Genomic DNA, 14127 nt, shown 5'->3' with positions numbered 1-14127 from the left:
CGATGCCCTATCTCGTCTCGTTCCATCTGGGTTGGCTGATCGGCTCGCTGCTGCTGGGCTTTTGCATGGGCTGGATCTCGGTGGTCCAGCGCGGCAACGGCACCTCGAAGGTAACCGCGCGGTGGCTCGCCGCGCTCGTCGCGGGTCTGGTCGCGGCCTCGTTCGCACATGTGGTTCCCGGCCGTTTCGGCTACTGGCTCGACCTCGGCCTGATCATGTTCGCCTGCTACCTCGTCGGCTGCACCATCGGCGCCTGGCTGCGCGACCGGGTGGTCGCGCGGAGCATGCCGCCGGCTTGAGGCATCGGATTGCCCCGAGGAGGGCGTTCCTCGACATCGCGACAAGAGCTTGATCGGCAGCCGGATTGCCAGAGGACAAGGCGCGCTTGACAATAATACGTACGTACGTATTATTGCGCGCATGCCAAAGCCCTCGCTCAAAGACGCGATCCTCGACGCCGGCCTGAAGGTCATGTTTCGCACCGGCTATCACGGCACCAGCGTGCGCGACGTCACCGCCGCCGCGGGCGCGCCGCAGGGGTCCTTCACTAACCATTTCCGCTCGAAGGAGGCGTTCGCCTACGAGGTGCTCGACCGCTACTTCGACGTCACAAGGGGATTGGTCGCGGAGGCGCTCGAGGACAATTCGCTGACGCCGCGTGCGCGGCTGCGGCGTTACCTCGACATCATCACCGGCCGGCTTCAGGCTGACGGTTACGGCCGCGGCTGCCTGATCGGCGATCTCAGCCTGGAGGCGGCTGGCAGCAGCGAGCTGCTGCGCACGCGCCTCGCCGAGATCTTTGCCGAATGGCGCCTGCCGTTCGCGGCCTGCATCGCCGAGGCGCAGACCCGCGGCGAGGTCGCCGCCGATTTCGCGTCCGAGGAGCTTGCCGACTTCCTGCTCGCGTCCTGGCAGGGCGCGATCCTGCGCATGAAGGTCGATCGCAATCCCAGCGCGCTCGAACGTTTCAAGACCATCGCCTTCCAAACCGTGTTCAAGGAGCCGACATGAGCCAGCAAGCCGAGATCGAGAGCCGCAGCACGTCCGTCCTGGGAACGACCATGGCCTGGCGCCGGACCGGCGCGCAGGACGCGCCAGTCGCACTGTTCCTGCACGGCAATCCCACCTCGTCGCACATCTGGCGCAACATCCTGCCGCTGGTGTCGCCGGTCGCGCATTGCATTGCGCCCGATCTGATCGGCTTCGGCCGATCCGGCAAGCCCGGCATCGCCTACCGCTTCTTCGATCACGTCCGCCATCTCGATGCGTTGATCGACCAGCTCGGCATCTCCTCGGCCTATCTCGTCGCGCAGGACTGGGGCACGGCGCTGGCGTTTCATCTCGCCGCGCGCCGTCCGGACTTCGTGAAGGGGCTTGCCTTCATGGAGTTCATCCGGCCGATGCCCACCTGGCAGGATTTTCATCACACCGAGGTCGCGGAGGAGCAGGATCACGCCGAGGCGGCGAGGGCGGTATTCCGCAAATTCAGGACGGCGGGCGAGGGCGAGGCCATGATCCTCGAGGCGAATGCGTTCGTCGAACGCGTGCTTCCCGGCGGCATCGTGCGCAAGCTGAGCGACGAAGAGATGGCACCCTATCGCGCGCCGTTCCCGACGCCCGAGAGCCGGCGCCCCGTTCTGGCCTTTCCCCGCGAGTTGCCGATCGCCGGCGAGCCCGCCGATGTCTACGAGGCGCTCGAGGCCGCCCATGCGGCGCTCGGGGCATCGTCCTATCCCAAGCTGCTGTTCACCGGCGAGCCGGGCGCGCTCGTGTCCCCCGAATTCGCCGAGCGGTTCGCTGCCTCGCTGAGGCACTGCGCACTGGTCCGTCTCGGATCGGGACTCCACTTCCTCCAGGAAGATCACCCCGAGGCGATCGGCCGATCCGTCGCCGGATGGATCGCGGGCATCGAGGCGATGCGCCCGCAGCTTGCGGCCTGAGCGAGGCCCGCCGATGACGATTGTCTGGACCGACAGTCTCGCAGACGTCGACTGGGACGAGCTTTCCGCGCTCTACCGCATCGCACCGCTCGGCAACAAGGCGCCGGCCGATCTCGCGCTGGTATTCGGCAACAGCATGTTTCGCGCCTTCGCCCATGACGCCGGCCGCCTCGTCGGTGCCGGGCGCGCGTTGGCCGACGGCCGCGACTGCGCCTATCTCTGTGATGTCGCGGTGCACCCGGACTGCCAGGGGCGGGGCCTTGGCCGCGAAATCATCGGCAGGCTGCTGGCGCACTGCCGCGGCCACCGCAAGATCATTCTCTATGCCGTGCCCGGCAAGGAGGGCTTCTACGAGCGTCTCGGCTTCCGCCGGATGACGACGGCCATGGCGATTTTCGACGACCAGGCCGGTGCCTACAGCCGCGGCTATTTGACCGCGCCCTGAAGCATCCGCGTGCCGTGTCCTTTCGGCACATCAGAAATCCGTGACCGATGCTTCGATTGCCCCCTCTTTCAACAGGCAGGCGCGCCCCATAGATTGACGTCGGCTTAAGGCGTGACGGAACATTGCGCGGTTGAAATCATCAAAACTTCACGGCGACTGCGCAGGATTGCCATGGAGATTCGCATCGAGCCTTGCCGACGAAAGCGCCAAACCGTGCATCCTGAACCCGCAACCCTGCCTAAAATATTGAAGGCACGTGTTTTTGTTCGAATTGGCGAATTCCACTCCGCCCGAAAACGCGCTAGTGGAGGGGCGGGGGGCATGCGCGATACCGGAGCCGGCGGCAAGGGTTCGTTGACTGCCTGTGCGTTGTCCGCCTGTTCGCCGGCCACCCCGGCCGCTGAAGCGTTGTTCGAGGTCTAGATGCTGGAAGCCATACGCAGGGCGATGTCGTTTCTGCGCCAGAAGCAAATCCTGCATAAGCTTGGAGTTGTGATCAGCGTCGCGGTCATCGGCATCGCTTGCTATGTGCTCTACCACATGCTGCGAGGCATCGACTTCAACGAGGTCCTCGAAGCGATCAAGAGCACCGAGCCGAGCCAGATTGCGATGGCGGCGCTGTTCGTGGCCGCGGGCTATTTCACCCTGACCTTCTACGATCTGTTCGCCGTCCGGGCGATCGGCCACGCCCACGTGCCCTACCGGATCAACGCGCTCGCCGCCTTCACCAGCTACTCGATCGGCCACAATGTCGGCGCCAGCGTCTTCACCGGCGGCGCGGTGCGCTACCGCATCTATTCGGCCTATGGCCTCAACGCGATCGACGTCGCCAAGATCTGCTTCCTCGCCGGCCTGACCTTCTGGCTCGGCAATGCCGCGGTGCTGGGCCTCGGCATCGCCTACCATCCGGAGGCGGCCGCCTCGATCGACCAGCTTCCGCCCTGGCTGAACCGGACCCTGGCGCTGATGATCATCATGGCGCTCATTGGCTATGTGGTCTGGGTCTGGACCCAGCCGCGGGTGGTCGGCCGCGGACCCTGGTCCGTGGTGTTGCCGGGCGGCCCGCTGACGCTGCTCCAGATCATGATCGGCATCGTCGATCTCGGCTTCTGCGCGCTCGCCATGTACGTGCTGGTTCCGGACGAGCCCAATCTCGGCTTCGTCGTGGTCGCGGTGATCTTCGTCTCGGCGACGCTGCTGGGCTTTGCCAGCCATTCGCCCGGCGGCCTCGGGGTGTTCGACGCCGCCATGCTGGTCGGCCTCTGGCAAATGGACCGGGAGGAGCTTCTCGGCGGCATGCTCCTGTTCCGCGTCCTCTATTATCTGTCCCCCTTCGTCATATCTGTAATCTTGCTGACGTTTCGCGAAGTTATAATCGGCGCTCGATCGAAGCGTCTGCAGCAGGCGGCGCTCAAGCTCGATCCCGGCCCGGCGCGTGAAGCCGCCTATGTGAGAGAGCGCAGCGACAGCGGCGCCTGACTGGCGCAAGCCCTTAGGAGAAGCCCTCCCCGATGGCGATCGACGCTCCATCGTCTTCCAACGCCCAGCCCTGGTCCGACCGGTTGCGGCACTCGACCGTCATCCTGATCGCCGCGGCGCTGGCGCTGTCGGTGGTGGTGTCGCTCGGCGAATTGTCGGTGATGCGGGCGGCGGCCGTGTTTCTCTGCATCGCAGCCGCAGCGCTGATCCCCTGGCGGCTGCACGATCCCGCCGCTTCGCGCGACGACACCCGCCGCATCAACCCGGTCGAGAGCGCGGCGGTGGCCGCGGTCGTCGCCGGCATGCCGGATCCCGCCGTGCTGCTCGACCGTGCCGGCCGCGTCATCCATCTCAATGCCGCCGCCGCCCAGCTTGCACCGGCGCTGCGCAAGAACGAGCTCGCCCAGTTCGCGCTGCGCTCGCCGGAGATCATCACGGCGCTGCGCGAGGCGATCGCGACCACCGAACCGCGGCGCGCGACCTATCTCGATCATGTCCCGGTCGATCGCTGGATGGAGCTGATCATCACGCCGGTGCCGGTGCCCACCGCCTTCGGCGGCGCCGACAAATGCATGCTGATGACCTTCCACGACCAGACGCCGCTGCGCCGGGTCGAGGAAATGCGGGCCGACTTCGTCGCCAATGCCAGCCATGAGCTGCGCACGCCGCTGGCCGCGCTGTCGGGCTTCATCGACACGCTCCAGGGCCAGGCCAAGGACGATCCCAAGGCGCGCGAGCGCTTCCTCGGCATCATGCACAACCAGGCCACCCGAATGGCGCGCCTGATCGACGATTTGCTGTCGCTGTCGCGGGTCGAGCTGTCGGCCCATGTGCGGCCCGATACCCTGGTCGACCTGCTGCCGATCATCCTCCAGGTCGCCGATGGGCTCGAGCCGCTGGCGCGGGAACGCCAGGTGGATGTCGAAACCCATCTGCCGGAGGCGCCGGTGATGATCGCCGGCGACCGCGAGGAGCTGTTGCGCCTGTTCGAGAACCTGATCGAGAACGCGCTCAAATACGGCGCCTCGGGCGGGCGCGTCATCGTGTCGCTGACCTCAAGCGCGGTCACTGACGGAACTCAGGAAATTCGGGTCATGGTCCGCGATTTCGGCCCGGGCATCGCGCCCGAGCACCTGCCGCGGCTGACCGAGCGGTTCTATCGTGTGGACGTCGGCGACAGCCGATCGCAGGGTGGAACCGGGCTCGGATTATCGCTGGTGAAACATATTCTTAACCGTCATCGCGGCCGGCTTTTGATTGAAAGCGTGCCCAGACAGGGTGCCACCTTCACCGCCTGTTTTCCCCAAGCTAAGACTTTAGTCTCAGGCTGAAAACGTAGTGATTTCAGTCCTTTAAGGCAGTCATCCGACTGTCACGAAACCTTCGTAAAAGCACAGCCGACCGCTCCTAAAGGGGCGGCACGGGGAGCGCGATCGGGCGCGGAAGGCGCTTCGCTCCCCTGGTATGGAGACCAGCATGAATTTCATCAAAACTATCGTCGCTGCTGGCTTGGTCGCCGCATCGACGTCGGCCTTCGCTGCCGATATCACGGGTGCCGGTGCGACGTTCCCGTTCCCGATCTATTCCAAGTGGGCTGACGCCTACAAGAAGGAGACCGGCAACGGTCTGAACTACCAGTCGATCGGCTCCGGCGGCGGCATCAAGCAGATCCAGGCCAAGACCGTGACCTTCGGCGCCAGCGACGCGCCGCTCAAGGCCGAGCAGCTCGAGAAGGACGGTCTCGTCCAGTGGCCGATGGTGATGGGCGCCATCGTTCCCGTCGTCAACATCGAGGGCGTGAAGCCCGGCGAGATGGTGTTCGACGGCGAGACGCTGGCGGCCGTCTATCTCGGCAAGATCACCAAGTGGGACGACGCTGCGATCAAGAAGCTCAATCCGAACGTGAAGTTGCCCTCGGAAGCGATCACCGTGGTCCGCCGTTCGGACGGCTCGGGCACCACCTTCAACTTCACCAACTACCTCTCCAAGGCCAGCGCGGACTGGAAGAGCAAGGTCGGTGAGGGCACGGCCGTCGAGTGGCCGGTCGGCGTCGGCGCCAAGGGCAACGAAGGCGTGTCGGGCAACATCGGCCAGACCAAGAACTCGATCGGCTATGTCGAGTATGCCTATGCCAAGCAGAACAAGCTGACCTACACCGGCCTCGTCAACAAGGCGGGCAAGCCGGTGCAGCCGACCGTCGAGGCTTTCCAGGCGGCCGCTTCCAACGCCGACTGGGCCAAGGCTCCCGGCTACTACGTCATCCTGACCGACCAGCCCGGCGACAAGTCCTGGCCGATCACGGCGGCGACCTTCATCCTGATGCACAAGGATCCGGCTGATAAGGCGGCGTCGAAGGAAGCCCTCAAGTTCTTCACCTGGGCGTTCAAGAACGGCGCGAAGGCGGCCGAGGAGCTCGACTACATCCCGATGCCCGAGAGCGTCGTGAAGCTGATCGAGAAGACCTGGTCTGCCGACATCAAGAGCTAAGCTCTTCTAGTTCCGGAAAGGCGGTGCGGCATCGAAGTCGCGCCGCCGTTCCGGGGCTCTCACGAACGATCGTCCTCCGGGCCGGCGTCGCATGGCGAGCCATCCGGGGCGCGGACAGTGATTAAAAAAACGTATCAGTAAGTACAGGGGATCGGCGTGGCAGAGATGGCTGTCGAGAGCAACGTAGTTGATGCCGCCGGACCGTATGATCGCGCCAAGGCGTTGAGCGCGTTCAAGCTCGGTGACCTCACCTTTTACTGGATCACGCGCCTCAGCGCGATCTCCGTGCTGCTGATCCTCGGCGGCATCATCATCTCGCTGATCGTCGGGGCCTTCCCGGCGATGAAGGAATACGGCCTGTCGTTCCTGTGGACGCAGCGCTGGGCGCCGTCGGCAGATCCCCCCGTGCTCGGCGCGCTCGGGCCGATGTATGGCACGCTCGTCACCTCCTTCATCGCGATGCTGATCGCCATTCCGGTCGGTCTTGGCATTGCCATCTTCCTGACCGAGCTCTGCCCGCAATGGCTGCGCCGCCCGATCGGCATGGCGGTCGAACTGCTCGCCGGCATCCCTTCGATCATTTACGGCATGTGGGGCTTCTTCGTGCTGGGCCCGTTCCTGGCCAACACGTTCCAGCCCTTCATGATCAGGATCTTCGATGGCGTCCCCGTGCTGGGCGCGATCTTCGCGGGTCCCCCGTCCTATCTCAGCCTGTTCAACGCCGCGCTGATTCTCGCGATCATGGTGCTGCCCTTCATCACCTCGATCTCGGTCGACGTGTTCAAGACGGTGCCGCCGGTGCTGAAGGAAGCCGCCTACGGCGTCGGCTGCACCACCTGGGAAGTCGTCCGCAGCGTGGTGATCCCCTACACCCGCGTCGGCATCATCGGCGGCGTCATGCTGGCGCTGGGCCGTGCGCTCGGCGAGACCATGGCGGTGACCTTCATCATCGGCAACTCGTTCCGCATTTCCTCGTCGATCTTCGCGCCGGGCACCACGATCTCGGCGGCGATCGCATCCGAGTTCGCCGAGAGCGACGGCCTGCATCAGTCCGGCCTGATCCTGCTCGGCCTGCTCTTGTTCGTGCTGACGTTCTTCGTGCTCGCGGCCGCGCGACTGATGCTGCTGCGTCTCGAAAAGAAGGCGGGGAAGTAACATGAACCCGATCTACGTACGCCGCCGCCGCACCGACATCGTCATCCGCGGGCTCTGCTTCGGCGCCGCCGCCTTCGGCGTCACCTGGCTCGCGCTGATCCTGGTCACGCTGCTCTACAACGGTCTGACGGGTCTGAACCTCCAGATCTTCACCGAGAACACGCCGCCGCCGGGCTCGACCGAAGGCGGCCTGCTCAACGCCATCGTCGGCTCGCTGATCATGACCGTGCTCGGCGTCGGCATCGGCGCGCCGCTCGGCCTGTTCGCCGGCACCTACCTCGCCGAGTACGGCCGCAACGACAAGCTGACCTCGGTGATCCGCTTCATCAACGACATCCTGCTCTCGGCACCCTCGATCATCATCGGCCTGTTCATCTACGGCGCGGTGGTGGTGCCGATGCGCGGCTTCTCGGCGATCGCGGGCGCCCTTGCGCTCGCCGTCATCGTGATCCCGGTGGTGCTGCGCACGACCGAGGACATGCTGCTGCTGGTGCCGAACGCGCTGCGTGAGGCGGCCTCGGCGCTCGGCCTGCCGCGCTCGCTGGTGATCAAGCGCATCGCCTATCGCGCCGCGCGCTCCGGCCTCATCACCGGCGTCCTGCTCGCCACCGCCCGCGTCGCCGGCGAGACCGCACCGCTGCTCTTCACCGCGCTGTCGAACCAGTTCTTCAGCCTGAGCCTGAACAAGACGATGGCGAACCTGCCGGTCACCATCAACAACTTCGTGCAGAGCCCCTATGCCTACTGGAAGCAGCTCGCCTGGAGCGGCGCGCTGCTGATCACGATCACCGTGCTTGCCCTGAACATTGGCGCGCGCATCCTTGGCGCCGAGAGGACTGCAAAATGACCGATCTTTCCGTATCCGTGAGTGCCAACGGCCATCTGGCCTCGCAGCAGCCGCTGCCGGAAGCGCCCGCCAAGGTGACGGTGCGCAACCTCAACTTCTATTACGGCGAGCACCACGCGCTGAAGAACATCAACCTGACGCTCGGTACCAACCGCGTCACGGCGTTCATCGGCCCGTCGGGCTGCGGCAAGTCGACCCTGCTGCGCATCTTCAACCGGATGTACGATCTCTATCCGGGCCAGCGCGTCACCGGTCAGCTCATGCTCGACCAGACCAACATCCTCGACCCCAAGCTGGACCTCAACCTGCTGCGCGCTCGCGTCGGCATGGTGTTCCAGAAGCCGACGCCATTCCCGATGACGATCTACGAGAACATCGCCTTCGGCATCCGCCTCTACGAGAAGATCTCGAAGTCCGAGATGGACGACCGCGTCGAGAAGGCGCTGCGCGGCGGCGCGCTGTGGAACGAGGTCAAGGACAAGCTCAACGCCTCGGGCCTGTCGCTCTCCGGCGGACAGCAGCAGCGCCTCTGCATCGCCCGCACCGTGGCGGTGCGGCCTGAAGTGATCCTGTTCGACGAGCCCTGCTCGGCGCTCGATCCGATCTCGACCGCCAAGGTCGAGGAGCTGATCCAGGAACTGTCCGAGAACTACACGATCGCGATCGTGACCCACAACATGCAGCAGGCGGCGCGCGTATCCGACAAGACCGCCTTCATGTATCTTGGCGAGTTGATCGAGTTCGACGACACCAGCAAGATCTTCACGTCGCCGACCGATCGGCGGACGCAGGATTACATCACCGGCCGGTTCGGCTGAGGAGACGGCACATGGGTTCTGAACATACCGCAAAGGCTTTCGACACCGACCTCCAGGAGCTCACCCGCCTGGTCGCCGAGATGGGCGGAATCGCCGAGCGCATGATCGTCGATTCCGTCGATGCGCTGATCCGCCGCGACGTCGCGCTCGGCCAGCGCGTCGTCGCCACCGACGCCGAGCTCGACGCGCTCCAGAAGAAGATCGAGGAGCGCGCCGTGCTCACCATCGCGCGCCGCCAGCCGATGGCGGTCGATCTGCGCGAGATCGTCGGCGCCATGCGCGTCGCCACCGATCTCGAGCGCATCGGCGACCTCGCCAAGAACATGGGCAAGCGCGTCGCGGCGCTGGAGACGGACTTCCATCCGCTCAAGCTGTTCCGCGGCCTCGAGCACATGACCGACCTCGTGCAGCAGCAGGTCAAGTCGGTGCTGGATGCATATGCCGCGCATGACCTGCCGGCGGCGATGACGGTGTGGAAGGGCGACGAGGAAGTCGACGCCATCTGCACCTCGCTGTTCCGCGAGCTCCTCACCTACATGATGGAGGATCCACGCAACATCTCGTTCTGCATCCACCTGATGTTCTGCGCCAAGAACATCGAGCGCATCGGCGATCACGCCACCAATGTCGCCGAGACCGTGTTCTACATGATCGAGGGACAGGCGATCACCGACAAGCGGCCGAAGGGCGATATGACGACCTTCGCCACCACGGTCCCGAATACCTGATTTCCTTAAGGAGCGACGACCCGATGGGCGCACGCATTATGGTGGTTGAGGACGAGGAAGCCCTGACCGAGCTTCTTCGCTACAACCTCGAAGGCGACGGCTATGACGTCGAGACGGTGATGCGCGGCGACGACGCCGACACCCGCCTCAAGGAGCACATTCCCGACCTGATCGTGCTCGACTGGATGCTGCCGGGACTGTCCGGCATCGAGCTGTGCCGGCGGCTGCGCACCCGCCCCGAGACCAAGCAGCTCCCGATCATCATGCTCACCGCGCGCGGCGAGGAGAGCGAGCGGGTGCGCGGGCTTGCGACCGGCGCCGACGACTACATCGTCAAGCCGTTCTCGGTGCCGGAGCTGCTGGCGCGCGTGAAGGGACTCTTGCGGCGCGCCAGCCCCGAGCGGCTCGCCACCGTGCTCGCCTATGGCGACATCGAGCTCGACCGCGAGAAGCGCCGCGTGGCGCGCTCGGGCCGGCCGATCGATCTCGGCCCGACCGAATATCGCCTCTTGGAGTTCTTCCTGGAGCATCCCGGCCGCGTGTTCTCGCGCGAGCAGCTGCTCGACAGCGTCTGGGGCCGCGACATCTACATCGACGAGCGCACCGTCGACGTCCATATCGGCCGCCTGCGCAAGCTGCTCAATCTCGGCCGCGAGCAGGACCCGATCCGCACCGTCCGCGGCGCCGGCTACGCGCTCGACGATCGTTTCGCGAAGGCTGAGCAGACGTAAGGTTTGCGAGCTGATTTAGCGATCTGCCGCTACAACCTCCGATGTCGTCCCTGCGAACGCAGGGACCCATACCCACAGGGAGTGGTTTGGCGAAGACTCGGAGTGACCTTGTCGCGCAACAACTGCGCGTTGGGATTATGGGTCCCTGCGTTCGCAGGGACGACATCCGATTTGTTGAGGCTACTTTGCGCGACCACAGGCCGCGCGCGCTGATAACCTCACCGCGTGCTCGGCTTCGCCGGCGCGCGCCTGCGATCCGCCGCCGGCTGATACGCCACGCGCGAGTGCTGGGCGCAATAGGGCAGGCCGGAGAGCGCCTTGCCGCCGCAGAAGAAGAAATCCGGGCTCGAGGGATCGCCGACCGGCCAGTGGCAGGTCGCCTCGTTCAGCTCCAGCAGCGACAGCCGCTGGCTCATCGGCACCACGTTGTCGTAGGTGACCGGATCGGGCTCCACCTCGACCTCGAAGGCCTGCGCCAGCGCGGTGTTGCCGCGCGAGATCGGACGGCTCACCCGCATCATGTGCTGCGCGGGGCGCGCCTTGCGCGGCCGCGGAGCAGCGGATGAGGGGCTCTTGGCGCGGCCGGACAGGCCGAGCCTGTGAACCTTGCCGATCACGGCATTGCGGGTCACATTGCCGAGCTCGGCCGCGATCTGGCTGGCAGAAAGTCCTGCCTCCCAGAGCTTTTTCAGCTGCTCGACGCGATCGTCGGACCAGGTCAAAACCGTCATTGCACCCTTTCCTTCGCCGGCGCCTGCCATTCTGGGGCCGCACAGCGAATGCCTAAGCCTCGAAAAACCCGTGCCGCCAGAATCCCTTAAGGCTCGCCGGGCGCATCAAGAAACGCCCGAACGTTACGCCGGTACATGAGGACTTAGAGGATCAGAACTGCTGCACGAGATGTCGTATCTGACAAGCCAAACGCTACAATATGGCGTGACTCGCGCGCAAGAGTCCGCCGACTCGCTTCCACATGTTCCGTGGCGAAAACCCGGCAAAATCGCCACCGCAAGACTACGGATTCGGCGTTTCGCGAGGCTTTCGGGGCGGCATTGACACCGGTTTTGCCAGGCATAAGATAGTGGCGCGTGCCGCCCTTAAAAGGCGGCACGTTTCGTTTTCCGGGCCGGTCGATGGTGCGTTGCGCAATGCACGCTCACGCCGTCCGCAACATCAAGTGATCGTCATGACCAACAGCGCTGCGCCGCATTTGCTCCCCGTTTTCGCCAGGGCCGACATCGGCTTCGAGCGCGGTGAAGGCTGCTGGCTGATCGCGACCAATGGCGAGCGCTATCTCGATTTCACCTCGGGCGTGGCAGTGAATGCGCTCGGTCATGCTCATCCGGCGCTGGTCAAGGCGTTGCAGGAGCAGGCCACGAAACTCTGGCACATGTCGAACCTGTTCCAGAGCCCGGACGGCGAGCGTCTCGCCGCGCGTCTGTGCAGTGAAAGCTTCGCGGACTTCGTGTTCTTCTGCAATTCCGGCGCCGAAGCGCTGGAATGCGTGATCAAGGTCGTGCGCCGCTATCACGCCGTGAAGGGCCACCCCGACCGCTATCGCATGATCACCTTCGACGGCGCCTTCCATGGCCGCACGCTGGCGACGCTCGCCGCGACGGGCTCGGCAAAATATCTCGAAGGCTTCGGCCCGCCGATGGACGGCTTTGACCAGGTGCCGCATGGCGACCTCGAGGCCGTGAAGAAGGCGATCGGCCCGCAGACCGCCGGCATCCTGATCGAGCCGATCCAGGGCGAGGGCGGTGTGCGTTCGGCGACGCCGGCCTTCCTCAAGGCGCTCCGCCAGCTCTGCGACGAGAAGGGCCTGCTGCTCGCGTTCGACGAGGTGCAGACCGGCATGGGCCGCACCGGCGATCTGTTCGCCCATCGCCGCATGGGCGTCACGCCCGACGTGATGTCGCTGGCGAAGGCGCTCGGCGGCGGCTTCCCGATCGGCGCCTGCCTTGCCACCGCGGAAGCGGCTTCCGGCATGACGCCCGGCTCGCACGGCTCGACCTTCGGCGGCAATCCGCTCGCGATCTCCGCAGCGAACGCCGTGCTCGACGTCATGCTCAAGCCCGGCTTCTTCGATCACGTGCAGAAGATGTCGCTGCTGCTCAAGCAGAAGCTCGCCTCCGTGATCGATCGTCACCCCGACGTCGTCAGCGAAGTCCGCGGCGAGGGTCTTTTGATCGGCATCAAGGCGGTCGTGCCTTCGGGTGATCTCGTTGCCGCCTTGCGCAACGAAAAGCTGCTCACGGTCGGCGCCGGCGACAACGTCGTGCGCTTCCTGCCGCCTCTGATCGTCACCGAAGCCGAGATCGAGGACAGTGTCGGGCGGCTCGAGCGCGCCTGCTCCGCGATCTCGTCCAGTCAGACCAAGCGGGCGGCAAGCTGATGAGCAAGTCCCCCAAGCACTTCCTCGATATCAACGAGCTGCCGCTGCCGGAGCTCAAGCGCATGCTCGCCGCCTCCTCCGCGATGAAGGCGAAGCAGAAGGCGCATCAGCCGGAGCGGCCGCTCGAAGGCAAGACGCTGGCGATGATCTTCGAGCGTCCCTCGACCCGCACCCGCGTGTCCTTCGACGTCGCCATGCGCCAGCTCGGCGGCGAGCCCATCATGCTCACCGGTGCCGAGATGCAGCTCGGTCGCGGCGAGACCATCGCCGACACCGCGCGCGTGCTGTCGCGCTATGTCGACGCCATCATGATCCGCATCCTCAACCACGAGGCCCTGCTGGAGCTTGCGGCCTATGCGACCGTGCCGGTCATCAACGGCCTGACGCGACGCTCGCATCCCTGCCAGGTGATGGCCGACCTGATGACCTACGAGGAGCATCGCGGCCCGATCGAGGGCAAGACGGTGGCCTGGACCGGCGACGACAACAACGTGCTGGCGTCCTGGGCCCACGCTGCGGAGCGCTTCAAGTTCCAGCTCAACGTCGCAACGCCCCCGGAGCTCGCGCCGAAGAAGGTGATGCGCGACTGGATCAAGGCGACGAACGCCCCGATCGTGCTCGGCACCGATCCCGAGGCCGCCGTGAAGGGCGCCGACTGCGTCGTCACCGACACCTGGGTGTCGATGGGCGACAAGGAAGGCGAGCACCGTCACAACGTGCTCAAGCCTTACCAGGTCAATGCCAAGCTGATGTCGCTGGCCAAGCCCGACGCGCTGTTCATGCACTGCCTGCCGGCCCATCGCGGCGAGGAGGTCACCGACGAGGTGATCGACGGCCCGCAATCGGTTGTGTTCGACGAGGCCGAAAACCGCCTGCACGCGCAGAAGGGGATTCTGGCCTGGTGCTTCGACGCGGTGAAGTAACGCAGCGTGAGAGTGTGTGGCCGCGCTGGCGGCCCCATCCTCCGCCGTCGTCCCGGACAAGCGCAAGCGCAGATCCGGGACCCATCACCACAGGACGTTGTTTGGCGAGGACTCGGAGTTACCATCTCGCGTTATGACGTAATTCCGTGGTTATGGGTCCCGGGTTCGCGCTTCGCGCG

General features: G+C 65.3%; 15 protein-coding genes. 14 read left to right on the top strand and 1 reads right to left on the bottom strand.

Going from position 1 to position 14127, the window contains the following annotated elements; genetic code table 11:
• Window positions 1–2: 2 nt before the first annotated feature.
• The 12 genes from GPL20_RS17775 to phoB all read left to right on the top strand — a co-directional run bounded on the left by GPL20_RS17775 (window position 3) and on the right by phoB (window position 10630).
• Complete coding sequence (locus GPL20_RS17775; RefSeq protein WP_157330803.1) at window positions 3–299, top strand: hypothetical protein; 297 nt, start codon at window positions 3–5, stop codon at window positions 297–299.
• Between the two features lie 121 nt (window positions 300–420).
• Window positions 421–1011 carry a TetR/AcrR family transcriptional regulator gene (locus tag GPL20_RS17770; RefSeq protein ID WP_167533079.1) on the top strand — a complete coding sequence of 197 codons (591 nt, stop codon included), beginning with the start codon at window positions 421–423 and terminating at the stop codon, window positions 1009–1011.
• Window positions 1008–1940: a haloalkane dehalogenase gene (locus GPL20_RS17765; RefSeq protein ID WP_157330801.1), complete on the top strand. Its 933-nt coding sequence runs from the start codon at window positions 1008–1010 to the stop codon at window positions 1938–1940. The genes GPL20_RS17770 and GPL20_RS17765 overlap by 4 nt, the downstream gene beginning before the upstream one ends.
• 13 nt (window positions 1941–1953) lie before the next feature.
• The gene (locus GPL20_RS17760) at window positions 1954–2385 is read left to right on the top strand and encodes a GNAT family N-acetyltransferase (protein ID WP_157330800.1); all 432 of its coding nucleotides are present in this window, start codon (window positions 1954–1956) and stop codon (window positions 2383–2385) included.
• Window positions 2386–2808: 423 nt separating this feature from the next.
• The gene (locus GPL20_RS17755; RefSeq protein ID WP_157330799.1) at window positions 2809–3864 is read left to right on the top strand and encodes a lysylphosphatidylglycerol synthase domain-containing protein; all 1056 of its coding nucleotides are present in this window, start codon (window positions 2809–2811) and stop codon (window positions 3862–3864) included.
• Window positions 3865–3896: 32 nt separating this feature from the next.
• Window positions 3897–5195, top strand: a complete 1299-nt coding sequence (locus tag GPL20_RS17750; protein ID WP_157330798.1) for an ATP-binding protein — start codon at window positions 3897–3899, stop codon at window positions 5193–5195.
• Between the two features lie 145 nt (window positions 5196–5340).
• Window positions 5341–6351 (top strand): phosphate ABC transporter substrate-binding protein PstS, encoded by a 1011-nt coding sequence (pstS, locus tag GPL20_RS17745; protein WP_157330797.1) that lies wholly within the window; start codon window positions 5341–5343, stop codon window positions 6349–6351.
• A 165-nt stretch (window positions 6352–6516) separates the two neighbouring features.
• Window positions 6517–7506: a phosphate ABC transporter permease subunit PstC gene (gene pstC, locus GPL20_RS17740; RefSeq protein ID WP_157330853.1), complete on the top strand. Its 990-nt coding sequence runs from the start codon at window positions 6517–6519 to the stop codon at window positions 7504–7506.
• 1 nt (window position 7507) lies between these two features.
• Window positions 7508–8353: a phosphate ABC transporter permease PstA gene (pstA, locus tag GPL20_RS17735; protein WP_157330796.1), complete on the top strand. Its 846-nt coding sequence runs from the start codon at window positions 7508–7510 to the stop codon at window positions 8351–8353.
• Window positions 8350–9171 (top strand): phosphate ABC transporter ATP-binding protein PstB, encoded by an 822-nt coding sequence (pstB, locus tag GPL20_RS17730; protein ID WP_027549768.1) that lies wholly within the window; start codon window positions 8350–8352, stop codon window positions 9169–9171. The genes pstA and pstB overlap by 4 nt, the downstream gene beginning before the upstream one ends.
• A gap of 11 nt (window positions 9172–9182) precedes the next feature.
• Window positions 9183–9899, top strand: coding sequence for a phosphate signaling complex protein PhoU (gene phoU, locus GPL20_RS17725; RefSeq protein WP_157330795.1), 717 nt, complete (start codon window positions 9183–9185; stop codon window positions 9897–9899).
• Window positions 9900–9922: 23 nt separating this feature from the next.
• Window positions 9923–10630 (top strand): phosphate regulon transcriptional regulator PhoB, encoded by a 708-nt coding sequence (gene phoB / locus GPL20_RS17720; protein ID WP_074122952.1) that lies wholly within the window; start codon window positions 9923–9925, stop codon window positions 10628–10630.
• A 218-nt stretch (window positions 10631–10848) separates the two neighbouring features.
• On the opposite strand, the gene GPL20_RS17715 is transcribed toward phoB, so the two are convergent.
• A complete protein-coding gene (locus GPL20_RS17715) occupies window positions 10849–11361 on the bottom strand; it encodes a GcrA family cell cycle regulator (RefSeq protein ID WP_157330794.1) in 513 nt (170 codons plus the stop codon).
• Window positions 11362–11816: 455 nt separating this feature from the next.
• On the opposite strand from GPL20_RS17715, the gene GPL20_RS17710 reads away from it, so the two are divergent.
• The gene (locus GPL20_RS17710) at window positions 11817–13025 is read left to right on the top strand and encodes an aspartate aminotransferase family protein (protein ID WP_157330793.1); all 1209 of its coding nucleotides are present in this window, start codon (window positions 11817–11819) and stop codon (window positions 13023–13025) included.
• Window positions 13025–13948 (top strand): ornithine carbamoyltransferase, encoded by a 924-nt coding sequence (argF, locus tag GPL20_RS17705; RefSeq protein ID WP_157330792.1) that lies wholly within the window; start codon window positions 13025–13027, stop codon window positions 13946–13948. Before GPL20_RS17710 ends, argF begins: the two co-directional genes overlap by 1 nt.
• Window positions 13949–14127: the final 179 nt, after the last annotated feature.

It is taken from the genome of Bradyrhizobium cajani (genome assembly GCF_009759665.1).
GTDB classification, from domain to species: domain Bacteria; phylum Pseudomonadota; class Alphaproteobacteria; order Rhizobiales; family Xanthobacteraceae; genus Bradyrhizobium; species Bradyrhizobium cajani.
Note: the sequence above shows the minus strand (reverse complement) of the source record. Positions and strands in the feature narration are given on the sequence as shown.